The sequence below is a fragment of the Arthrobacter sp. 01N442 genome, from assembly GCF_056399345.1.
The window spans coordinates 277,777-300,822 of the sequence record NZ_JBFTRD010000005.1 but is presented as its reverse complement, the minus strand read 5'-3'; the positions used below and the strand labels follow the sequence as shown (position 1 = coordinate 300,822).

Annotated in this window: 19 protein-coding genes; 5 read left to right on the top strand and 14 right to left on the bottom strand. The window is 65.6% G+C overall.

Annotated features, from left to right (window positions below; all coding sequences use genetic code 11):
- Positions 1-120 precede the first annotated feature (120 nt).
- On the top strand, positions 121-657 hold the full coding sequence (locus AC1DNC_RS12665) for a hypothetical protein (RefSeq protein ID WP_476862873.1): 537 nt from the start codon (positions 121-123) through the stop codon (positions 655-657).
- A gap of 87 nt (positions 658-744) precedes the next feature.
- On the opposite strand, the gene AC1DNC_RS12660 is transcribed toward AC1DNC_RS12665, so the two are convergent.
- The 8 genes from AC1DNC_RS12660 to AC1DNC_RS12625 form a co-directional block, all read right to left on the bottom strand.
- Positions 745-1,260 carry a DUF805 domain-containing protein gene (locus tag AC1DNC_RS12660; RefSeq protein WP_476862872.1) on the bottom strand — a complete coding sequence of 172 codons (516 nt, stop codon included), beginning with the start codon at positions 1,258-1,260 and terminating at the stop codon, positions 745-747.
- Between the two features lie 223 nt (positions 1,261-1,483).
- Positions 1,484-2,458: a class 1b ribonucleoside-diphosphate reductase subunit beta gene (nrdF, locus tag AC1DNC_RS12655; RefSeq protein WP_018761532.1), complete on the bottom strand. Its 975-nt coding sequence runs from the start codon at positions 2,456-2,458 to the stop codon at positions 1,484-1,486.
- 90 nt (positions 2,459-2,548) lie between these two features.
- Complete coding sequence (gene nrdE, locus AC1DNC_RS12650) at positions 2,549-4,669, bottom strand: class 1b ribonucleoside-diphosphate reductase subunit alpha (protein ID WP_476862942.1); 2,121 nt, start codon at positions 4,667-4,669, stop codon at positions 2,549-2,551.
- Positions 4,670-4,737: 68 nt separating this feature from the next.
- Positions 4,738-5,226 (bottom strand): class Ib ribonucleoside-diphosphate reductase assembly flavoprotein NrdI, encoded by a 489-nt coding sequence (gene nrdI, locus AC1DNC_RS12645; protein ID WP_476862871.1) that lies wholly within the window; start codon positions 5,224-5,226, stop codon positions 4,738-4,740.
- A gap of 42 nt (positions 5,227-5,268) precedes the next feature.
- Positions 5,269-5,514 (bottom strand): glutaredoxin-like protein NrdH, encoded by a 246-nt coding sequence (gene nrdH, locus AC1DNC_RS12640; protein WP_476862870.1) that lies wholly within the window; start codon positions 5,512-5,514, stop codon positions 5,269-5,271.
- A gap of 422 nt (positions 5,515-5,936) precedes the next feature.
- Positions 5,937-6,434, bottom strand: coding sequence for a hypothetical protein (locus tag AC1DNC_RS12635; RefSeq protein ID WP_476862869.1), 498 nt, complete (start codon positions 6,432-6,434; stop codon positions 5,937-5,939).
- Positions 6,435-6,832: 398 nt separating this feature from the next.
- Positions 6,833-7,729, bottom strand: coding sequence for a hypothetical protein (locus AC1DNC_RS12630; RefSeq protein ID WP_476862868.1), 897 nt, complete (start codon positions 7,727-7,729; stop codon positions 6,833-6,835).
- A gap of 245 nt (positions 7,730-7,974) precedes the next feature.
- Positions 7,975-8,622, bottom strand: a complete 648-nt coding sequence (locus tag AC1DNC_RS12625; RefSeq protein ID WP_476862867.1) for a hypothetical protein — start codon at positions 8,620-8,622, stop codon at positions 7,975-7,977.
- A 430-nt stretch (positions 8,623-9,052) separates the two neighbouring features.
- On the opposite strand from AC1DNC_RS12625, the gene AC1DNC_RS12620 reads away from it, so the two are divergent.
- Both AC1DNC_RS12620 and AC1DNC_RS12615 read left to right on the top strand, forming a co-directional pair.
- Positions 9,053-11,395: a bifunctional polysaccharide deacetylase/glycosyltransferase family 2 protein gene (locus AC1DNC_RS12620; protein ID WP_476862866.1), complete on the top strand. Its 2,343-nt coding sequence runs from the start codon at positions 9,053-9,055 to the stop codon at positions 11,393-11,395.
- Positions 11,396-11,453: 58 nt separating this feature from the next.
- On the top strand, positions 11,454-12,548 hold the full coding sequence (locus AC1DNC_RS12615; protein WP_476862865.1) for a chitinase: 1,095 nt from the start codon (positions 11,454-11,456) through the stop codon (positions 12,546-12,548).
- 50 nt (positions 12,549-12,598) lie between these two features.
- On the opposite strand, the gene AC1DNC_RS12610 is transcribed toward AC1DNC_RS12615, so the two are convergent.
- The 4 genes from AC1DNC_RS12610 to AC1DNC_RS12595 are packed head-to-tail and all read right to left on the bottom strand — an operon-like array spanning position 12,599 to position 17,374.
- On the bottom strand, positions 12,599-13,840 hold the full coding sequence (locus AC1DNC_RS12610) for a class I SAM-dependent methyltransferase (RefSeq protein WP_476862864.1): 1,242 nt from the start codon (positions 13,838-13,840) through the stop codon (positions 12,599-12,601).
- Positions 13,837-15,264, bottom strand: a complete 1,428-nt coding sequence (locus AC1DNC_RS12605) for a class I SAM-dependent methyltransferase (RefSeq protein WP_476862863.1) — start codon at positions 15,262-15,264, stop codon at positions 13,837-13,839. Before AC1DNC_RS12605 ends, AC1DNC_RS12610 begins: the two co-directional genes overlap by 4 nt.
- Positions 15,261-15,992: a DUF1365 domain-containing protein gene (locus AC1DNC_RS12600; RefSeq protein ID WP_476862862.1), complete on the bottom strand. Its 732-nt coding sequence runs from the start codon at positions 15,990-15,992 to the stop codon at positions 15,261-15,263. Before AC1DNC_RS12600 ends, AC1DNC_RS12605 begins: the two co-directional genes overlap by 4 nt.
- The gene (locus AC1DNC_RS12595; protein WP_476862861.1) at positions 15,989-17,374 is read right to left on the bottom strand and encodes an NAD(P)/FAD-dependent oxidoreductase; all 1,386 of its coding nucleotides are present in this window, start codon (positions 17,372-17,374) and stop codon (positions 15,989-15,991) included. Before AC1DNC_RS12595 ends, AC1DNC_RS12600 begins: the two co-directional genes overlap by 4 nt.
- Before the next feature lie 172 nt (positions 17,375-17,546).
- On the opposite strand from AC1DNC_RS12595, the gene AC1DNC_RS12590 reads away from it, so the two are divergent.
- Positions 17,547-18,467: a LysR family transcriptional regulator gene (locus AC1DNC_RS12590; protein WP_476862860.1), complete on the top strand. Its 921-nt coding sequence runs from the start codon at positions 17,547-17,549 to the stop codon at positions 18,465-18,467.
- Between the two features lie 3 nt (positions 18,468-18,470).
- Here the strand turns inward: AC1DNC_RS12590 and AC1DNC_RS12585 are convergent, their stop codons facing one another.
- Positions 18,471-19,895, bottom strand: a complete 1,425-nt coding sequence (locus AC1DNC_RS12585) for an aldehyde dehydrogenase family protein (protein ID WP_476862859.1) — start codon at positions 19,893-19,895, stop codon at positions 18,471-18,473.
- Between the two features lie 99 nt (positions 19,896-19,994).
- Here AC1DNC_RS12585 and AC1DNC_RS12580 point away from each other — a divergent pair, with 99 nt between their 5' ends.
- Positions 19,995-20,501: a DUF2004 domain-containing protein gene (locus tag AC1DNC_RS12580; protein WP_476862858.1), complete on the top strand. Its 507-nt coding sequence runs from the start codon at positions 19,995-19,997 to the stop codon at positions 20,499-20,501.
- Positions 20,502-20,654: 153 nt separating this feature from the next.
- On the opposite strand, the gene metE is transcribed toward AC1DNC_RS12580, so the two are convergent.
- Positions 20,655-22,997 (bottom strand): 5-methyltetrahydropteroyltriglutamate--homocysteine S-methyltransferase, encoded by a 2,343-nt coding sequence (gene metE, locus AC1DNC_RS12575; protein WP_476862857.1) that lies wholly within the window; start codon positions 22,995-22,997, stop codon positions 20,655-20,657.
- Positions 22,998-23,046 lie beyond the last annotated feature (49 nt).

Here is a 23,046-nt window from a genome sequence, read left to right as displayed (position 1 = left end):
CCACGCCCTGAGGCCCCTGTCCCGACTATCCGGGGCAGGGGCTTCTTGGCGCATAGCGGTCGAAAAAAGATGTCCCCGAACGCAAGAGCTGTGCCGCTACAGAGGCCTACACTTTCAGCCATGGGGGCCTCAAAGTCAGACGCGGTAACAACTCCGGTGATCGGGCGGCTTGCGGTCGGTATCTGCGCCGCGGCCAACCTGATCATCCTGGGCGTAATCATCACGGACGCAGCATCCACCAGCGCAGCCGCGGTCCTGTCCGCCATGGCCCCACCATCAGGGCCCCTCGGGCTGCTGGCCTTCGGGCTCGGGGCTTCCGTCATCCTCGGCGTCATCTTCGCGGTGAACTCCCTGACCGGTCACGACCCCGACAACGGGGAGATGCTGAGTCTCTTCAGACGCAACGACCTCAGCGGATTGAGCGAAGCCGCACCAGCCATGCCGCTCCTCGGCTTTTCGTTCCTGACCTATTGGCCGGGCTTCATGGGCGTCACCTGGTTCGCGTGGAGACGGAACGAGCCGGCCTCTGCCGTAGCCCAGGTGAGCGCCACCCTCACACTCGTTGGCGCTGCTGCCTTGGCTCTGTGGCTGATCCTGGTCGCTCTCAGCATCAGGGCACCGCGCTCCGCGGAAAATGGCACGCCGAAGCAGCCCTAGCTTCGCCGGATCGCTCAGCCAGCAGGCCCAAGACAAGGAAAGCCCCGCCGTCACCGACGGCTGGGCTTTCCTGTTCCTGCGGGCGGCTTAGGGCTGCCAGACGCCGGCCTGGTGGACGGGCTCATCGAAACGCTGCCCTTCGGGCTTAGGGCCCATCAGGGTGAAGACAAGAATGATGAACGGTCCGGCGAACGGAATCAGCACCAGAAGATACATCCATCCGCTGAAGTTGGCGTCGTGGAGACGGCGGACCATGAGAGCCAGGGACGGGATCAGCACCGCCAGCACCCAGATACCGGCCAGGATCAGTCCCACGAGCATGCCCGCGCCCGGGACGCTGGTGCCGTTGGGGCCAAGCTTCGCGCCGGCCGAGCCGCCGGCAACCATGATGACGTTCAGGACGATGGAGACGATGCCGGACACGAGCGCCCACCACCAGTATTCACTTCGACTGGCGCGGCCGCTGAACGTCGCATACTTCTTGAAGAAGCGCTTGACGGCCGCCGGCAACGGCGCACCGTAATAGGGTGCCCACAGCGGCGGTTCGCCTCCCTGCAGGGCCTGGTGCGGGTCCTGCTGCTGCGTATATTGCGGATAGCTCAAAGTTCCCCCATGGATTTGTTGGTGGTATGACGCGCTCATGGTACGACGCCGAGCAGACGCTGACCCCGTTCCAGGGGATTTTTGGGCCGCGTTTCCTGACAGACCCCGTGGCATGAAAAAGGACGGCACCGAGCAGGCACCGTCCTTGTGGACTGTTTGGCCAGGGCGTCGGCCTACCTACAGGTCCTGCAAGTAGGCCGACGCGCTCCTGTAAACAGAAGAACTAGAAGTCCCAGTCCTCGTCCTCAGTATTGACAGCCTTGCCAATCACATACGACGAACCTGAACCCGAGAAGAAGTCGTGGTTCTCGTCTGCGTTCGGCGACAGAGCCGAGAGGATTGCCGGGTTCACGTCGGTGACGGAGGCCGGGAACATGGCCTCGTAGCCGAGGTTCATCAGCGCCTTGTTGGCGTTGTAGTGCAGGAACTTCTTGACGTCCTCGGCCAGGCCGACGCCGTCGTACAGGTCGTGCGTGTACTGGACCTCGTTCTCGTACAGCTCGAAGAGCAGTTCGAAGGTGTAGTCCTTGATTTCCTGGCGCTTCTCCTCGGAGACCTTCTCCAGGCCCTTCTGGAACTTGTAGCCGATGTAGTAGCCGTGCACGGCTTCGTCGCGGATGATGAGGCGGATCAGGTCGGCCGTGTTCGTCAGCTTGGCGCGAGAGGACCAGTACATCGGCAGGTAGAAGCCCGAGTAGAACAGGAAGCTCTCCAGCAGCGTGGAGGCCACCTTGCGCTTCAGCGGGTCGTCGCCCTGGTAGTAGTCCATGACGATCTGGGCCTTCTTCTGAAGGTTCTCGTTCTCAGTGGACCAGCGGAACGCCTCGTCGATCTCCTTGGTGGAGGCCAGCGTGGAGAAGATCGAAGAGTAGCTCTTGGCGTGCACCGACTCCATGAAGGCGATGTTCGTGTAGACAGCCTCTTCGTGCGGGGTGAGCGCGTCCGGGATCAGCGAGACGGCGCCGACGGTGCCCTGGATGGTGTCCAGCAGGGTCAGGCCGGTGAACACGCGCATCGTGAGCTGCTGCTCGGCCGGCGTCAGGGTGTTCCACGACTGGACGTCGTTGGACAGCGGCACCTTCTCCGGCAGCCAGAAGTTGTTGACCAGGCGGTTCCAGACGTCCACGTCCTTGTCGTCCTGGATGCGGTTCCAGTTGATCGCCTCGACGTGGCTCAACAGCTTGACCTTCTCGGTCATGTCATCCCCTCAATGTTGGGTAGTTCTCTAAGTTAAAGCGTACGACGGCGGGCGGGCGCCCGCCGTCGTACTCAAGCCTTCAGCGGCTGCCTACAGCATGCAGCTGACGCAGCCCTCTACCTCGGTCCCTTCCAGCGCGAGCTGGCGGAGACGGATGTAGTAGATGGTCTTGATGCCCTTCTTCCAGGCGTAGATCTGGGCCTTGTTGATGTCGCGCGTGGTGGCGGTGTCCTTGAAGAACAGCGTCAGCGACAGGCCCTGGTCCACGTGCTGCGTGGCCGCGGCGTAAGTGTCGATGACCTTCTCGTAGCCGATCTCGTACGCGTCCTGGTAGTACTCCAGGTTGTCGTTCGTCAGGTACGGCGCCGGGTAGTACACGCGGCCCAGCTTGCCTTCCTTGCGGATCTCAATCTTGGAGGCCACCGGGTGGATCGAGGAGGTGGAGTTGTTGATGTAGGAGATCGAACCGGTCGGCGGGACGGCCTGCAGGTTCTGGTTGTAGATGCCGTGCTCCATGACGGAAGCCTTCAGCTCCCGCCAGTCATCCTGAGTGGGGATGTGAATGTTCTGGAAGAGCTCGGCAACCTTGGCCGTCTCCGGGACCCATTCGCGGTTGATGTACTTCTCGAAGAACTCGCCGGAGGCGTACTTCGACTTCTCGAAGCCGCCGAAGGTCTGGCCGGTCTGGATGGCCAGCTTGTTGGAGGCGCGGACCGCGTGGAACAGCACCGTGTAGAAGTAGATGTTGGTGAAGTCCAGGCCCTCTTCGGAACCGTAGTGGACCCGCTCGCGGGCCAGGTAGCCGTGCAGGTTCATCTGGCCGAGGCCGATCGCGTGGCTCTGGTCGTTGCCGCGGGCGATCGAGGGCACCGAAGTGATGTTGGACATGTCGGAGACCGCGGAGAGGGACCGGATGGCCGTCTCGATGGTCAGGCCGAAGTCCGGCGAGTCCATGGTCTTCGCGATGTTCAGCGAGCCCAGGTTGCAGGAGATGTCCTTGCCGGTGGTGTCGTAGGACAGGTCATCGTGGTACGTGGTGGGCTGGGAAACCTGGAGGATCTCCGAGCACAGGTTGGACATGATGATCTTGCCGTCGATCGGGTTTTCCCGGTTCACGGTGTCCTCGAACATGATGTACGGGTAGCCGGATTCGAACTGGATCTCGGCGAGGGTCTGGAAGAACTCGCGGGCCTTGATCTTGGTCTTCTTGATCCGGGAGTCGTCCACCATCTCGTAGTACTTTTCGGTGACCGAGACGTCGGAGAACGGCATGCCGTAGACCTTTTCGACGTCGTACGGCGAGAACAGGTACATGTCCTCGTCGCGCTTGGCCAGCTCGAAGGTGATGTCCGGGATCACGACGCCGAGCGAGAGGGTCTTGATACGGATCTTCTCATCCGCGTTCTCGCGCTTGGTGTCGAGGAAGCGGTAGATGTCCGGGTGGTGCGCGTGCAGGTACACGGCACCGGCACCCTGGCGGGCACCGAGCTGGTTGGCGTAGGAGAAGCTGTCCTCGAGGAGCTTCATCACGGGGATGACGCCGGAGGACTGGTTCTCGATCTGCTTGATCGGCGCGCCGACCTCGCGGATGTTGGTCAGCGCGAAGGCAACGCCGCCGCCGCGCTTGGACAGCTGCAGCGCGGAGTTGATGGAGCGGCCGATCGATTCCATGTTGTCTTCGATGCGGAGCAGGAAGCAGGAGACCAGCTCGCCGCGCTGCTTCTTGCCGGCGTTCAGGAACGTCGGGGTGGCCGGCTGGAAGCGGCCTTCGATGATCTCGTCCACCATCGCGGTGGCGAGCTTCTCGTCGCCGCGGGCCAGGTGCAGGGCCACCATGCAGACGCGGTCCTCGTAGCGCTCCAGGAAGCGCTTGCCGTCGAAGGTCTTCAGCGTGTAGGAGGTGTAGAACTTGAACGCGCCGAGGAAGGTCTCGAAGCGGAACTTCTTCTTGTAGGCGCGGTTGAAGAGCTCGCGGATGAAGTTCATCGTGTACTGATCGAGGGTTTCGCGCTCGTAGTACTCGTTCTTGACGAGGTAGTCGAGCTTTTCCTCAAGGTCGTGGAAGAACACGGTGTTGTTGTTCACGTGCTGCAGGAAGTACTGGTGCGCGGCCTCGCGGTCGGCCTCAAACTGGATCTCGCCGTTCGGGCCGTAGAGGTTCAGCATCGCGTTGAGCTCGTGGTAGCCCAGGCCCTGGTAGGCGGCCGGCATGGCCGGCTTCTCGCCGGGGATCGTGTGCTTCTCGACGGCGGTAACGCTGGCCGCGTGGGAGCCCCCGGTCACTTCGGTGTCTGCGACAGTCGTGTCCAAAATTCTTCCAATCCTTGTTGTACTCGGCTGACGTCTTCCGGCGTCCCCATGAGTTCGAAACGATATAGGTGCGGGACCTGGCATTTGGCGGCGATGATGTCGCCGGCCATGCAGTAGTTGTCCCCAAAGTTCGTGTTGCCCGCCCCGATCACTCCACGGAGCTGTTGCCGGTTTCTCGGATCATTCAGAAAGCGGATGACCTGCTTCGGAACCGAGCCCTCTCCCCCGGTCCCCCCGTAGGTGGGAAGGACCAACACGTACGGTTCGGTGGCCACTAGCGCCGGCTCCTTCGACAGAAGAGGGATGCGGGCGGCGTCGACACCGAGCTTCTGCACGAAGCGCTTGGTGTTTTCGGAGGTAGAGGAGAAGTAGATGAGGTGGCTGCTGGTGGTCCGGAGCGTGGCTGAGTCCACGGTCTCTGCTGCCAGCGGCCGGTCGGCGGTTGCCGGTGCAGCCATGGGAGTCACCTCATCCGACGTGGTGTTGCCTTGGGTAGCGTTTCAGGCAACCGCGACGGCGGCAGCCTGCGCCAGTTCTTCGATCTTGTCCGGGCGGAACCCGGACCAGTGGTCTCCGTCGGTGACGACGACCGGGGCCTGCATGTAGCCCAGGGCCTTGAGGCGCTCAAGGGCCTCGGCATCCTGGGAGATGTCGACGCTCTGGTAGGCGATGCCCTTCTTATCGAGAGCGCGGTAGGTGGCGTTGCACTGCACGCAAGCCGGCTTCGTGTAAACCGTAACGGTCATGTCCTTCAGTCCCCTTTGTTGAAATCTGTGGTTCGTGTCCGGTGGGCCTGACCGGAACAGGAATCCTTATCCGTTACTGGCCCCGCCTGGCGGTCTGCAACCGCTCCGCTCGAACTGTATGTCGATACTACATGTAGTGCAAGAGCCCCGCGCGGACCCCAAGATGATGTATTACAAGTATGTCATTTAACCCACTTTTAATCCACAGCCCGGGGCCCTCAAAATGTCCGGATTTCAGCCATTTTCACGGACGAAATCCACACCCTGTGGAGTACTTAGCCACAATTAACCACTCCGCGTGTCGGATTCCGGACGGCGTGTCGCGGCTCCGTCCCAGCGGGCCCCGGAGTGGCATAAAGCACCGCCTCCAGTGGGCGAAGGCACAGCTAAGGGAGGGCCGGCTGGCCGGGTCCGGGCGGCGCTCAGCCAGCCGGGCGCAGCGAAGTGATCATCTGCCGCAACGAGTCGTACTCCTCGGTGCTCGTATAGGCCTCCGGAGTGTCGACGTCCGGCGCTTCCCCCTGGACCGGGACGAGCGGGTCATAGACCCCGCTGAAGGCCGCCACGCCCGGCGGCCAGTTGAAGAATTGGAATATCGGGCAGGCACTGCGGCCGCTTGGCATCGGGGCGGACGTGATCCCGTAGGACAGCGGGGCCGGCCTTGACGGGTAGGACTCATGGTCGTCCCGCCCCTCGAAAACAAAGCGCGGCTTCACGCCGTCCTGGGCAAGCGCCGGCAGCTCCTGCGAGTCCATCACGGCATAGGGCGATTTCTGGGCGCAGTTCGCCTTGGTCACAATGTTGGTGCGCAGGGTGGCGATCGACTTTCCGTTGCCGGTGAGGACTTCGAGGAAGACACCTCCCGGCGCCGCCTCACGCGCCCGGTCCTTGACGACCCAGTCCGGTGGATAGTCGAACATGAACTCGCCGTCCGGGGTCGTATACGTCTTCCAGGCGGCCTGCGCGGTCGGCCGCGGGGATGCCTGGGCGGCGGGCTTCAGGCCCGTCTTTGAGCCTGCGGACGGGCTTGGCGAGGACGTTGGAGCCGTCGGCCCGGCCCCCGTCGGCGGGCCATCCGGGGAACACGCCGCCAGCAGGGCGGCGACGCAAAACCCTATGGAAACTGCCTTGAAGGACGGTCCGGACCGACGCATGGCGCCCTCCCCTTTTGGGTGCTACTACTCCGCTCTATTCTGCTTCGTCCCAGCCCAAAGACAAGGGTCTTTGGCCTCCGGCGCCGATGAAAAACGGGGGCTGGCGAAGTTTCGCCAGCCCCCGCAGGGCTTCCGGACGGCGCCGGAAGTCAGTCTCTCGACAGCTACCGCTTCAGGAGAGTGTTCCCGTAGCCGGCGTCGCATTTGCCGTCGTGGATGACACCTGCACCCGGCGCCACCGCGTAGTTGCTGGCCGGGTTGAAGACAGCCGTCCGCATGTTGGTTACCTTGCTGGCGCAGTTATCGGCGCCGTCAGAACTCATGCTCTGGCCGCCGATCCACATGTCGATCCAGATGGTGGAGTTGGTGCCCTCCACGTTGGTGCCCTGGTGGCAGGGGCCGCCCTGCGGGTCGTTGCCGTCGCCGCAGCTGTCCTCGACGATGAAGTAGCGGCGCACGTCCGGAAGGTAGATCCGGGTGCCGGCCGGGAAGTCCAGCACGTCCTTGCCGGTGGCCGTGGAGTGGCCCACGGCGATGGTGATCGGGTCCTGGTAGGTGCCGGTGCCGCCTGCGGTCTTGTGCAGGATCGGGTGGCTGATCGTGGCCGAACCCACGGGCGTGTTGTCGTACCAGGTGTACGCCGTCGTGTAGGTGGTGTGAACAATCCGCTCAGACGAGGACGCCGGAACTACCGGCGCCGGGGCCGGCTTGGGCGCGGCGGGAACCACGGCCGGTACAGCGGGCACTGCCGGCGCTGCGGGCACCCTCACGGCAGCCTTTTTAGCTGCCGCAGCGGCTGCAGCCTTCTTGGCGGCAGCGTCTGCCGCTTTTGCCTTCTTGGCGGCAGCAGCAGCAACCTTGGCCTTCTCGGCAGCGGCACGCTGGGAGGCTCCGATTTCGGCGGACGGCTTGTCCGCTGCGGTGGTGGAGGTGGCTTCAACACCGGCGATGGCCGATCCTGAGGACTGTGCGGTCGAGTTGGCGGCGCCGGTGGCGCCACACGCCGAGGTGGCGAGTAGAACCGAGAGCATGCCGGCAGCCAGCAGATGGTTTCTGCGCATGGAAAATAAAGCCTATTCATGGAGTGCGGAAAACGAGCAGTCGTCCGAAGACATGTCCTGCCCGGACTTGGTCACGGTCTGCGGAACGCAAAGGCGCTGCCACCTGGGGACTTACCACACGCGGGAGCGTTCAGGACGCTCCGCCAGGCGTGTGCGCCAACCGGTGACCTAAACGTTACCTCGCATGTCATGGAGAGGCCAATCGACAGGGTCCTTTGACCTGTCTTGGACGTTTCTTCCCGATCTCAGGGTGTCTTGGGGGCCGCTGACGTCGTGACGAGCTGGTTCCCGTAACCGCTGTCACACTTGCCGTCGTGGATCACGCCATTTCCGGAGGCTACGACGTAGTTGTCCGCTGGGTGGAAGATCGCGGCCCGGACGCCCGTTATTTGGTTGGCGCAGCGCCTGGCAAAGGACTCACTCTCCCCCTCGCCGCCAATCCAGACGTCAAGCCAGCTGGATGCGCCGCCGTGCCTGGCGGCCATGGCGTGGCATGGCCCATCCTCGGGGGTAGGGCCGTCGCCGCAAGTGTCCTCCACGATGAAGTAGCGGCGAACATCGGGCAGGTAGATCCGGGTGCCGGCAGGGAAATCAAGGACGTCCTGGCCCGTCGCCAATGAATGCCCGACGGCGATGGTCACCGGATCCGCGTACGTCCCGGCCCCGCCGGCCTTCTTGTGCAGCACCGGGTGGCTGATGTCCGGAGAGCCCTCGGGTGTGTTGTCGAACCACGTGTAGGCCGTGATGTAGGTGTCCGGTGCCGCCGTCAGTCCCGATGCCGCCGGAGACGTCGGTGGCGGCGGAGCCGGCGGAGCCGGCGGCTCGCCCTCGCACGCGGCGACGGCCAGGACAACCGACAGCAAGCCCGCGGCCAGTCCGATTTCTCTGCGCATGCAGCCTCCGCCTCCCCTAATACCCACCACGTACCTTGAACGCTACCCTTGCGCCCTGCTGCCGCGATAGCCACAATTTCCGGCCGCCCTCCGGCGGCCCGCGGCACCACGGCCACCTACCCCGCACGCACCCGCCACTCGGCACCAATCGCGGTACTCGGCCCATGAAACCACGTAGGGCCGCCCCGAAAACGCGAGTGTTTTCTACGCGTGTGTGACCCCATTGGGCGCTCCTAACCTCGAAGGCATGAGGGTACGCCGCGAACCGGCGACTCGTGCGGCTTCCGGGGAGAGATCAAGATGAGCGCCAATTTTTCCCTCCGCGAACTGATCGCCAGTTCCGGGTTTGACCCCCGGACAACAGAGCTGGCGCTCACGCCCTGACCTAGGTCGGGGCGTCATCACACAAGATTTCCTGGCGAGGCAATCCATGACGAAATCATCCCCAATTTCCGGCACTGCACCGGTCTTCTTCGATCCCAGTGGAAAACGGTGGCGACGGATTCTCGTCGCCTTGGTGGCGAGTGTACTGCTGATCGTTTTCTCGGTCGTATGGATCCTGCCCGCCGCCAGCGCTCCGGTCTGGAAAGCGCCGGTGAACCAGTCGGTGGATTACCCGCGGAAATTGCTGGCCACCCAGGACCTGCGGAATATTCCCCACATCGGCCCTGAAGGCGGCTTCGTCTTCGACCGGATTGCGCTCATCGAGCGGCGAAACGGCAAGGTCTTCCTCAAGGACCCCTTCAGTGACACCATCTGGCGGGAGGCAACAGCCGACGAAATTGATCTGATCGGCAACAGCCCGTACGCCATGGAATCGTTTGGGAAGCCGGCGGACCACACCTTGATGTTGACTTTCGATGATGGTCCCGATCCTCGGAATACGCCGCAAATCCTTGACCTGCTATCCAAGGAAGGCGTGCCGGCAACGTTCTTCACGGTTGGCGACAATATCGTCAAGTATCCCGACATCTTCCGCCGCATGACCCAGGAAGGTCATATGGTCGGAAACCACACGATGTCCCACATCGATTTCTGGGCCCACGACGACCTCTTCAACCGCCAGCAGCTTATTGGGGCGGACCGGGTGATGCGCGCTGCCGACAACTACGGGACACGGCTGTTCCGGATCCCCACCGGAGATCCGGAAAACAACACCCTGGCCCTCCTGCAGGCCCAGCAGTTGGGTTTCCTCCACATCAACATGGACTTTGATACCCGCGACTGGTCCTACGCTCCCGGCGCTCCGATCAAGGCCCAGAAGCTTGACGGGCAGGGACACATTGTCCTGGTTCACGACGGTGGCGGCGACCGCAGCGCAACGATCGAAATGCTTAAGACTTTCATCCCGCAGGCGAAAGCGATGGGCTACACCTTCACCACGGTCGAGCCTTTGCTCCCGGCGGAATACATTCCGCAGACCGACGTCAAAGGCTCCGTGGAAGACGAGGCCACCCTGGCCGCGATGACAACGTACCTGGTAACTCCGAACGTCATCCTGACCTGGCTTTTCTGGTTCGGCATCGGCTCCCTTACCATCCTGACGTTCCTCTACGTGGTGCTTGCCGTTATTAACAATCACCGGCAGAAGAAACGTCGCTGGGCGGACGTCAAGGAGGAAGACTGGCCATTCGTCAGCGTGGTTCTACCGGTATTCAACGAAGAACTCGTCGTGGCCAAAACCCTGGACGCCCTGCGGGCCAGCGACTATCCCCGGATGGAAGTCGTCGCCATTAACGACGGCTCAACCGACGGGACCCTCTCGGTACTTTCCGAATACGCCCGGACCTGGCCGCAACTGCGAGTTATTGACCAGCCCAACGGCGGAAAGTCCGCCGCCAGCAACCACGGCATAGCCCAGTCCCGCGGAGAAATCGTGGTTACGCTCGACGGCGACACACTTTTCGAACCGCAGACGATCAAGATGTTTGCACGCCATTTCCTGGCGCCGCGGAACGGGAAGATAGTCGGAGCAGTCGCCGGGCACGTGAAAGTCGGAAACCGGCGCAATCTCCTGACTGCCTGGCAAAGCCTCGAATATCTGTCCGGCATCTGCGTCACCCGAATGGCGGAGGGGCTGATGGGAGCGATCTCCATTGTCCCGGGCGCCTGCGCAGCCTGGCGGCGGGAGGCCCTCATCCAAGCAGGCGGCTACTCCCACGACACGCTTGCTGAGGACGCCGACCTGACTCTGTCCTTGCAACAACTGGGCTACAGCATCGTCCAGGAGAACAACGCCGTCGCCTGGACCGAGGCGCCCATGACCCTCCGGGGACTGTTCAAGCAGCGGCTCCGCTGGACCTACGGCAACATCCAGACGCTGTACAAGCACCGCTCCATGCTCTTCAATCCGCACTTCGGCGCCCTCGGCATGCTGACCATGCCGTACGCACTGATCTCGGTGCTGGTCCCGCTGGTGTTCATGCCGCTAACGGTCATCGTCGCAGTAACCAGCCTGGCCCGCGGAGAATGGCAAGCCGTTGCAGCGTTCTCGATATTCGTCGCCGCAACCCACATGATCATTTCGATCGTGGCGGTCCTGATGGTCCATGAGAGTCCCATGCACCTGCTCATGGTCCCCATCTACCGGCTCATTTACGAACCGCTCCGCGCCTACGTAGTGTTCGGATCCGCGATTCTGGCACTGCGGGGCACCGCCGTCGGCTGGTACAGGCCGGAACGCACCAACAGTGTGCTGATGCCTACGGGCCAGGCAAAGCTGAGTTCCCTGGCCCCGGCCCCCGCACCGGCGGACAGCCTGGCCCCGTTGTAGCCTGGGCCCTGGATCCGTGGCGAAAAGAAGGCCACCCACGTGGACGTAGGGAGCAAATATGCACCGACGGCATAGGCCCCGCTCCGGCAGACGGAGCGGGGCCCTCGCGGCAATCGCCGTCGTGCTGGCGGTAGCCGCCTGTTCTCCCGCACCGCCGGCCAACTATGGCCAGGAGCCACGCGGGAGCCAGCCCACGCAGGCCCCTCAGTGGTTTGGGGGCTACCTGGACGTCACCCTCAGCCCGGGCGTCCGGCTGCAGGACACGGCGCCCCAAGGAGCCGCCACCACGGTCCTGTCCTTCATTACCGCACATCCGAAAAACCCCTGCCAGCCCTCTTGGGACGGCGTCCACACTCTTGATCAGGCCGCCGCCAGGCTGAGCGTCGACAGCCAAATAAGACCCTTCCGCGCGGCTGGCAATGACATCGCTGTCTCTTTTGGAGGCCAGCTCGGCACCGAACTCGCCGCGGCCTGCACGGACGTCGACGCGCTCGTGCGGGCTTACTCGGCGGTCATCACCAGGTACGGACTCGATACTGTCGACTTCGATATTGAAGGCACCGGGCTGAAGGACCAGGCCGCAACAAAACGGCGTGCCGCGGCCGCCGCGAAACTTCAGGCCCAACGTCCTTCCGTCAACCCGTTGAACGTATGGCTGACGCTTCCCGTTTCCCTGCAGGGCCTGACGGCGGAGGGCGAAAAGTCCGTGACAGCCATGCTGGACGCCGGAGTTGAACTCGCCGGAATCAACATCATGGTGATGGACTTTGAGCCACTCGCGCCGGGCCAGACGATGCTCGCCGCGGCAAAGAGCGCCGCCGAGGCTACCCACAAGACGCTGAGTGCACTCTATAAAAAGGCCGGCAAGCCGCTCGACGACGCAGCCGCCTGGCAACTGATTGGACTCACCCCGATGATCGGGATGAACGATGTGAAGGGGCAAGTCTTCACGCTCGCGGACGCACAGGGCCTGAACAGCTTCGCCGTGGATCGCGGCATCGGGCGGCTCTCCATGTGGTCGCTGAACCGCGACGTCGCGTGCACCGCTACCAGCCAGCCGGAACCCGACAGCAGCGCTTCGAGCAACTGCAGCGGCGTCAAGCAGACGCCGTGGATGTTCGCGAAAGCGCTGGGCAAGTCCCTTTCCGGCTGAGCCCGGCGCCGGGTGCCGTCGCACCCAGCGCCCAGCCTGCTGCCAAGCCGTTACTCCGGACGGCTGCAGAGAATCTGTTCCACCCCCATGCGGCCTTCCGCGAAGCTGCGAAGTGCGCCCACCAGGTAAAGCCGCCAGACCCGGGCAATTTCCTCACCCATCATTGCGACGGCGGCGTCGTGGTTCTGTTCGAATCGGGCGTACCAGGCCTCAAGGGTGCGGACGTAATCCCGGCGCATCGCCTCGACGCCCTCAACCTCGAGGCCGGCCTCCTCCAGGAATCCCAGCGTCTCCCCCACCGGACGCATGTGCATGTCCGGGGCAATGAACGACTCGATGAACGGTCCTCCCCCGGGGTGCTTGCCGCGCCGCGACATCTGCTGCACCAGGACGCGGCCGCCGGGGACCACGTTGTTGAACAGTGCACCCGCATACACCGGGTAGTTGCGCTGACCCACGTGCTCGCCCATTTCGAGCGAGGCCACGGCGTCGAATGGTCCGTCCGGGATCTCCCGGTAGTCCTGGACCCGGATCTCGACGCGCCCCTCCAGGCCGCGTTCCTTGATCCGCGCGTCGATGAATGCCTTCTGCTCGACGGAAAGTGTCACGCCGACGACGTCGACGCCGTAGTGCTGCGCTGCGTGCAGGCTCAGCGAACCCCAGCCGCAACCGATGTCGAGCAGCCGCATACCCGGCTTCAGCCCGATCTTGCGGCACACCAGATCCAACTTGTCCCGCTGGGCGTCCTCAAGGCCGTAACCCGAAGCGGCGTTCCCTCGGGAATCCATCCAGTAGCCGCTTGAATAGGCCATCTGCGGGTCAAGGATCAACGCGTAGAAGTCGTTGCTGAGATCGTAGTGATGGCTGATGGCGGCGCGGTCCCGGATCAGGCTGTGCAGCCGGCCCTTCACCCGGGCCTGGCTGGCCGGCGGCTCCGGCGGCGTACCGAGGGCCCCGGCGGCCTTGGCAATTTTAGCCACCCCGGCCAACACCGACGGCGTCGGCCGGACGCCGGTCAAGCCGCGGTCCCGGACCACCTTCCAGAGGTGCTCCAGCGCCGAGTTGAGGTCGCCGTCGACGTCCAGTTCCCCGGTGACGTAGGCCTGCGCCGCACCCAGCTCCCCCGGCGCCCAGAGCAACCGGCGGATTGCGTCCGGCGAGTTGAGCCGCACCACCGGCGCCCCGGCCGGACCGGCCTCGCTGCCGTCCCACACGACCAGCCGGACGGGGAGTTCTCCGCCGACCACCGGGCGGAGGACATCCGCGATTGTGCTTGCGAGCGCCGCCGTCATCCTGCGATCCGTCCGCTGGAAGCATTGGCTGTTGCCCTGCTGGACGCCTTATCCAGCACGATCTGCTGCACGTCCAGGTAGCCGGTCTCGAAGCCGGCGCGGGAGTAGCACAGGTAGAACAACCACATCCGCTGGAAGATCGTGTCGAACCCGAGGGCCTCGACGTCCGCGGCGCGGGCCATGAAGCGCTCCTCCCACAACCGCAGGGTCTGGGCGTAGTGCTCGCCCATGGCGAGGCGTTCGCGGACCCGGAGGCCGGTCTGCTTCTCGGTGATTTCCTCGATCGCCCGGACCGAGGGAATGACCCCGCCCGGGAAGATGTACTTGTGGACCCAGGTGTAGCTGGTGCGGGTGGCGATCAACCGGTCGTGGCCGATCGTGATGGCCTGGATGGCGACCTTCCCGCCCGGGGCCAGGACGCGCTCGATCGTCTGGAAGTAGGTGGCCCAGTACTCATAGCCCACCGCTTCGATCATCTCAACGGAGACGACGGCGTCGTACTCGCCTTCGACGGCGCGGTAGTCCTTGAGCTCGATCGTGACGGCGTCGGCGTAGCCGGCCTCGGCCACGCGCTGCCGGGCCAGCTCCTGCTGCTCGCTGGAGAGGGTCACGGAGTAGACCGTTGCGCCGCGGGCTGCGGCCCGGAGGGCCAGTTCGCCCCAGCCGGTGCCGATTTCCAGTACCCGGGTTCCCTGCGTGACGCCGGCCTTGTCCAGCAGGCGGTCGATCTTTGCCTGCTGGGCGGCGGCGAGGCCGTCCCAGGCAACGTTCCGCAGCTCGTCGCCGCTCTCCGGGAAGAGAGCACTGGAATACGTCATGGTGCTGTCCAGGAAGGTCGCGAAGAGCTCGTTGGACAGGTCGTAGTGCCGGGAGATGTTGGAGCGGGTGTTCTGCTCCGTGTTCCGCTCGGTGCGGGGCGTGCGGGGCAGGTACAGCCCGCGCAGCTTCTGCAGCGGCTCGGGTACGAGCGTCCCTACCCGGGCAGCGAAGACTTCCATCACGGCCGTGAGGTCGTCCGCGTCCCAGTCCCCGGCCATGTAGGACTCGCCAAGGCCGATCAGTCCGCCGTCTCCGAGTCGGGCAGCGAAAGCCTCCGGGCGGTTCATGGTCATTACCGGGAAGGACTGGCCCGGCTCAACCGCGGCCTTTCCGAGCACGGTGCCGTCGGGGTAGCGCACCTCCAGCGGCAGGCGGCGCACGGCAGCGCGGAAGATCGCATCCGCGGCCTTCCCGGCCAACCGGGCCTTGAAGCTTGAGGGCACGGTGGCGATGCTGGGCCAGATCGCGGCGTCGATATTCGCCGGAGGCTGCGGCACCTTGTAGGGCACGGCCGTGGTTGAAGGTGCCTGGCCTGCGCCTGACGGCTTCGCCTGGGCAGGGTTCGTCTGCGCCGGCTGGGATCCGGTCGCTTCGGTCATGGTCACTGGACTGCCTCCTGTGAGGGGTGGTGTGGTCTTTTGATGATGGGCAGCCGACGTGCCCAAAGCTTGATTCCCTGCCAGCGGATTTGCGCGGCCACCCGCAGCGGCGCCAGCGGGACGGCGAGCGCCGCGGCCAGGATGTTCGGCACCGCGGCGTCGCGGCGGATGCCGTCCATGGTGGCGACGAAAGGCTTCTGCCCATCCCGTTCCAGGACGATCGAGACGGCGAGACGCTCGGCGGGTTCCGGCAGTTTCATCCGGTAGTCGCCGTCGACGTCGTTGAACGGCGAGACGTAGAACGCCTTCGGTACGGTGGCCCGTCCGGCGTCGTCCGTCTCCAGCAGGTAGCAGTGCCGTTCCCCGTAGGTGTTGTGGACCTCGGCGACCACGCAGCGCAACTCCCCCGCGCCGTCGTGGCACCAGAACAGGCTGAGCGGGTTGAAGACGTGCCCGAGGACGCGGGCGCTGGTCAGCATGGTGATCCTGCCGCCGTCGAGGGTGATCCCCTGGGTAGCGAGGTAGCGTTCGACGTTGCCGCGCAGCGTGCCATTGGGATCGCCTAGGTGGTCCGCCACGGAGAATCCCGCCAGCGGGGACAGCCAACGCGGCAGCTCGGGAAGGGCATCGACGTCGACGTACCAGCTGTAGCTGCGGTAGGTAAAGGCGTTGTGCAGCGGGCTGCGCCGCACGTGGGCAATCGAGGTGCGGTAGATGGCTGAGCTGCCGGTCATGCGCGCTCCACAGAAGCCGACTGCAGTTCCGGCACCTGCCCGTTGGGAGCGTCGGCCTGTTCCCACTCGCGTCCGAGCTTCGCGGCGGCGCGGACGCCGGACAGGGCGCCGTCCTCGTGGAAGCCCCAGCCGTGGTAGGCGCCGGCGAACGCCAGGCTGCCGTCGCCGAGGGTCAGGATCTGCTGCTGGGCGCGCAAGGAATCCGGCGTGTACTGCGGGTGTTCGTAGACCATCTGGTCGAGGACGGTCCCGTCGCCGATCAGCTCCGACTCGCCGAGGCTGACGATGTAGCGCTTGCCGTCCGCCGGTTCCAGCCGCTGCAGGCGGGTCATGTCGTAGCTGACCAGGACCCGGTCCGGGCGGGCGTCGCAGGAGGGCAGCCGGTAGTTCCAGGAAGCCTTGGCGTTGTCGCTGGCGGGCAGCACGGCGTCGTCGCGGTGGAAGACGGTGTGGTTGACCGAGTAGGGCATGCCGCCCAGGGCGTCCCGTTCGGCGGGGCTGGCATCCTCGAGCATCCGCAGCGCCTGGGCCGGGTGGGTGGCGATCACGACGGCGTCGAAGGTCTCACTGCCGAGCGCCGTGGTGATATCCACCCCGCCGTCGTGCCGCCGGACGCCGGTGACCGGAGCGGACAGGCGGATGTCCGGCAGCGTGGCGGCGAGCTTGTCCACGTAGCTGCGCGAGCCGCCCGTGACCGTGCGCCACTTCGGGGAGCCCTTGACGCCGAGGAGCCCGTGATGGCCCAGGAAGGTGAAGAGGTAGCGGGCCGGGTAGGCCAGCGCGGTGGTGGGGTCGCAGGACCAGACGGCGCTGACCACGGGCGTCATGAAGTGCACGATGAAATAGCTGCTGAACTTCTCCCGGTCCAGGAACTCGCCGAGGGTGAGCTCTGGAGCGTCAGCGCCCGTGCCAGGGTTGCTCGCGGCGGCGTCGGCCTCTGCCAGCAGGGCGCGGGCCCGGCGGTAGAAGCGGGTGACCTCCAGCAGCATGAGCAGGTAGCGGCCGCGCAGCAGGGTGGAGGGGCGCGGGATGATGCCCCGCGCGCCGGCCCGGGCCCCGGCATATTCCAGACCGCAGCCGTCGCAGCGGATGGACATGCTCATTTCCGATTCCTGCGTCTGGACGCCGAGTTCCTTGAACAGCCGCAGCAGGGTGGGGTAGGTCCGGTTGTTGTGGACAATGAAGCCGGTGTCGATGCCCAACACGGAGCCGTCGGCCTGGCGGACATCGTGGGTGTGGGCGTGGCCCCCGAGCCGTGCATCCGCTTCGAACACCGTCACGTGGTCGCGCTGGTTCAGGACGTAGGCGGCGGTCAGTCCGGCCACCCCGCTTCCGATCACGGCGACGCGCCGCCCGTCCGGGATGCTTGCTCTCTGCTGCACTGGTCTACTCCTGTTGCTTCGCCTGAATTGTCCTGGTGGATCGTCTTATGGGCAATTCGTAACCGCGGGGCGGCCGGATGAGTGCGATTTCCCATCGGCTGCCCGCACACCAATGTGCCAGAATGAAGCGGGATTTCGCTCCCGCCTCACCGTAACCACCGAAGGACCGTCCTTGATCAACCCCGTGCACCTCCGAACGCTCGTGGAAGTGGTCCGGCTGGGCTCGTTCGCCGCGGCGGCCACGCGGCTGGGCTACACGGCCTCGGCGGTCTCGCAGCAGATGTCGGCCCTGGAGCGGGACACCGGGGTGGCCTTGTTCCAGCGGTCGGCCCGCAGCATCCATCCGACCGAGGCCGCCGTCGTAATGACCCGGCATGCGTCCAAGGTCCTCACCGACATCGACGCGCTGATGGCAGCCGCAGCCCGTACCCATGACAGCGCCAGCCAGGAACTCCGGCTCGGCATCTTCCCCAGCCTTGCCACCTACGTCCTCCCCCGGATCCTGCAGAACCCGGCGTGGAAGAAGCTGGGCATCGAACTGAGGGTCTCGGTGGCCGAGCCGGGGCAGACGATCCAGGGGCTGCGCACCGGCGGCGAGCTCGACGTCGCGCTGGTCTACCAGGTGGGCCAGTCCGGCCTCGCCTGGCCGCACACGGTAAACCGGCAGTGGATCGGCGACGACGACTTCCGGGTGGTGCTGCCGGCAGCCTGGGGAATCGGCCCCGGGTCCAAGGTGGCGGCCGACCACCTCTCCGACATGCCCTGGATCATGCACCACCCCGGCACGTCCGACGCCACCGTGATCGAACGGCTCTTCGCCAGCTGCAACCTGCACCCGCGGGTGGTGGCGTACAGCGACGATTTCCATGCAAGCCTGGAGATGGCGGCGGCCGGGCTGGGTGCGGCGCTGGTTCCGGAGTTGGCCCTGCTGCACCGTCCCGCCGGCGTAGTGGTGCTGGACGTCCCTGAGATCCGGTTGGCCCGCAACGTCTTCGCCCTGCTGCCCAAGGAAAAGCAGACCGCCCAGGTGCAGCTGTTCGTGGAACTGCTGGCGGACACCTTGCACAAGCTAGGAACCACGCACCGGGACTAGGCCTTAGGGCTGGCCGGGCTTCTGGTGCTTCCTCCCGAACTTGGCGATTTTTCCGGCCGGCGCCACCAGGGTGCTGATGATCCGGTGCTTGGCCTTCGTATACGGCGGGTAGATCAGCGCCAGTGTGTCCGGCCAGAGCGGCTTGGAGAGCGTGGAGCGTTCGTGTGAGAACGTCCGGAGCGAGTGTTCGCCGTGGTAGGCGCCCATGCCGCTGCCGCCCACCCCGCCGAACGGCAGGCCCGGAACGCTCAGGTGCGCGGCGGGCACGTCGAAGCACAGCGCCCCGGATGAGGTCTGTTCGGCGAATGCCCGGCGCGTGTCGGCGTCGTTGCTGAAGACGTACAGGGCCAGCGGCTTGGCTCCGGCGTTGATCGTCCGGATTGCCTCGTCCCGGCCGCTGACCGGAACCAGCGGAAGCAGCGGGCCGAAGATTTCCTCGCCCATCACGGCGTCCCCGGGCGCAGGCCGCAGCAGCGTGGGAGCAAAATACCGGCCGGCGGCGTCGCGTTCGCCGCCGTGGACGACCTTGCTGCCGTCCGCGAGCGCCGCAAGCCGGTCGAAGTGCCGGTCGTTGATGATCCGGCCGTAGGATCCGCTCCGCGCCGAATCCGCGCCGAACAGCTCCCCGATCGCCTTGACCAGCGCGCTTTCCAGCGGAACCAGGACGTCCTCCCTGGCCAGGATGTAGTCCGGCGCCACACACGTCTGCCCGGCGTTCATGAACCTTCCCCAAGCAATCCGTTTGGCCGCCTTGGCAAGGTCCGTGGAGGCATCGACGTACACCGGGGACTTGCCGCCCAGCTCCAGGGTCACCGGCGTCAGGTGTTCTGCCGCTGCGCGCAGCACCACCTTGGCCGCGGCCTCCCCGCCGGTGAAGAAGATGTGGTCGAACCGCTCCGCGAGCAGGGCGGTGGTTTCGGGAATTCCGCCTTCCACCACTTGGGCCGCGCCGGGCAGGTATTCCGGGATCCAGCGGGCCAGGGCGGCGGAGGTTGCCGGGGCGTGCTCGCTGGGCTTGAGCACCACGGTGTTCCCCGCGGCCAGCGCCCCGGCCAAGGGGGCCAGCAACAGCTGCAGCGGGTAGTTCCACGGACCGATGACCAACACCACGCCCAGCGGGGTGAGTTCGGTCCACGCCTTCGCCGGCTGCACAGCCAGCGGAACGGGAACCGGCCGGGGACGCAGCCAGGCTTCGAGGTGTTTCTCCAGGTGGGCGGCTTCCGCCGTGACAAACCCGATTTCCGTCAGCTGCGCCTCGGTTTCGTGCTTGCCCAGGTCGCTGGCCAGTGCGGCGACAAACTCGCTGCGCCGCTCGACGAGCATCCGCCGGAGGCTGCCGAGCTGCTCCAGCCGCCATGCGAGCGGGCGGGTGGTTCCGCTGTCAAAAAAATCTCGGGCGCGGGCAACGGCGTCGGCAATGGTTTGCATTCGAACAATGTACCGGTCCCCCGCCGGTGTCCGGGGGCGGTACCGGATAAATCCCGGGCGATGCTGGAACGGACCCGTATTGAGGACTATGTTGAAGACATGAGCAAGGTAGCGAGCCAGCACTTTGGAGAGATCGAGCTCAACCACGGGCGTGACCATAATTTCGCCGCGAAGCACGAACTTGCGGGCCAGCCCCTGGAGCTTGACCTCAATGTCAACGCGCATGACCATTTCGACGAGGCGGCCCTGCACAAGGTTGACTACCGGCTTCGCTTCCTGCCCGAGCTCGTGGACCAGGTCCGCGAGATGATCGCCGAGGAGCTCGAGCAGGAAGGCACCAGCCCGCAGGAGTACCTCCGCTTCCATTGCAACGCCATCAAGCCCGAACACCTGCAGCAGGTCTTCGGCGTCACGGACAAAGCGCAGCTGACCAACCAGGTCTTCCTGAAGGCGCTCAAGCTCGGCCACGTGGGCATCTACCCGGGCCAGCCGGAACGCTACTTCGTCCTCGACTTCACCCTGGGCGCGCACTTCTCCGACGAGGTCCTCGTCGCCTCCGCGGACGAGGACGGCGTGGTTGACGACGAGATCCTCTGGGAATCCTGACTCACCCGTGCACTCCCTCCCGGATCGATTGCTCCGTAGCCGCCCTTTTGGGGGCTCAAAACGGCGGTTGCTCAGCAATCGTTGAGTGAAACGGACGACGGCGGCCGGCCACCTGGGTAGGTGGCCGGCCGCCGTCGTTCGTGGAGCCGAGTGCTACTTGGCCGCCTCAAGGAGATCGGCGCGGACCGTCCTGGTGGCTGCGACCAGGTTGCGCAGCGATTCCTCGGTCTCTGCGTAGCCCCGGGTCTTCAGGCCGCAGTCCGGGTTGACCCAGAGCTGGCGGGACGGGACGTGCTTGACCGCGGTGCTGAGCAGTTCGGTGACTTCCTGCTCGCCCGGGACGCGCGGCGAATGGATGTCGTAGACGCCCGGGCCCACGCCGCGGCCGAAGCCGTGCGATTCGAGGTCGTGCACTACCTCCATGCGGGAACGGGCCGCCTCGATCGAGGTGACGTCGGCGTCGAGGCCGTCGATCGCGTCGATGATGGCGCCGAACTCGGAGTAGCACAGGTGTGTGTGGACCTGGGTGGCGTCCGCGGCGCCGGCAGTGGCGAGGCGGAAGGACTTCACCGACCAGTCCAGGTACGCGGCCTGGTCCGCCTTGCGCAGCGGCAGGAGTTCGCGCAGGGCCGGCTCGTCGACCTGGATCACCTTGATCCCGGCGGCCTCCAGGTCCGCGATCTCGTCGCGGAGCGCCAGGGCCACCTGGTTGGCGGTCTCGCCGAGGGGCTGGTCGTCGCGGACGAAGGACCAGGCGAGGATGGTGACCGGGCCGGTGAGCATGCCCTTCATCGGCTTGTTGGTCAGGGACTGCGCGTAGCGGGCCCATTCCACCGTGATCGGGGCGCTGCGGGTGACATCGCCCCACAGGATGGACGGGCGGGTGCAGCGCGAGCCGTAGGACTGGACCCAGCCGTGCACGGTGACGTCGAAGCCCTCGAGGTTCTCGGCGAAGTACTGGACCATGTCATTGCGCTCGGGCTCGCCGTGGACCAGGACGTCGAAGCCGAGCTCTTCCTGCAGGTCGACAACGCGCTTGATTTCGTCCTTCATGAGCTGCTCGTACTGTTCGGTGCTGAGTTCCCCTTTGTTGGCGCGGGCCCGGGCGGTGCGGATCTCCGACGTCTGCGGGAAGGAGCCGATGGTGGTGGTGGGCAGCGGCGGCAGGTGCAATGCCTCGGTCTGCGCGGCTTCGCGGACCGCGTAGGCGGAGCGGGTGAAATCGGCGTCGGTCAGTGCCGCGGTGCGTGCCCTGACCTCGGCGCGGCGGACGCCCTCCGCCTCGGCGCGGGAGGCGATGATGCGGGTGGCCTCCTCGATGGCCGGGCGCACGGCGTCGGCGTCAGTCAGCAGGCCCGCGAGGGTGACGACCTCGGTGGCCTTCTGGTCGGCGAAGGCGAGCCAGCTGCGCAGCTGTGCGGAGAGCTGGACTTCCTCCTCGACGTCGTGCGGGACGTGCTGCGCTGAGGTCGAGGTGCTGATGGCCAGCTTGGCCACGGACTGCTGCAGTTCGGCGATTTTCGCGGCCGAGGCTGCCAGGTCGTTGCGCCAGATGTTGTGGCCGTCCACGACGCCGGCCACGAGGGTCTTGTTGCCCAGCGCGGCGAGGGCCGCGGCGGAGGGGACCTCGCCCTTGAAGACGTCCAGGTGCAGGGCGTCGATGCCGGTCGCCGCGAGGGTGCCAAGCTGTCCGCCCAGCGCGCCATACGGCGTGGAGACGAAGAGCTGCGGACGGTTCGCGGCGGCGGCGAGGACCTCGTAGGAACGGGCCACGGCGGCCTGGATTTCCTCGGCCGGGGTGTCCTGGTCAACCACGAGGGCGGGCTCATCGAGCTGGACCCAGCTTGCGCCGGCGGCGGCCAGCTTCTCCAGCAGTGCTGTGTAGACGGGGAGGACGTCCTCGAGGCGGGACAGCGGGCTGAACCCGGCAGGGGCGTCGTCGGAGGCCTTGCTCAGCAGCAGGAACGTGACCGGGCCGACGATGTACGGGCGGGTCTCCACACCGTTGGCGAGGGCGTAGGCGAACTCCTCGACGATCCGGCTGGAGGTCAGCGAGAAGCTCGTCTCCGGGCCGATCTCCGGAACCAGGTAGTGGTAGTTGGTGTCGAACCACTTGGTCATTTCCAGCGGCTGCTGGGCCTCGGTGCCGCGTGCCAGGGTGAAGTAGCCGTCGATGTCGAGCTGGCCGTCGGCGTCGAGGAGGTTGCCGAAGCGGGCGGGCACGGCGCCGAGGTGGGCGGCGGCGTCGAGGACCTGATCGTAGTAGGAGAACGTCCCCGGAACGGCGGCGGCTTCGCTCAGGCCGAGGTCGTGGAGGCGCTTGGCGGTGCCCAGCTGGATTTCCTTGGCGGCCGCGTCCAGGGCGGCGGCGTCGATGGTGCCGGCCCAGTAGGCTTCGACGGCCTTCTTCAGCTCGCGGCGGCGTCCGATGCGCGGGTAGCCAAGGATCGAGGCGGCCGGGAACGGGGTGGGGACAGCGGTGTTCTTGTCAGTCATGGGAAGTCCTAAAAGTTGGTGGGGCGGTGCGGGGGAAAGTTGTGTCTGC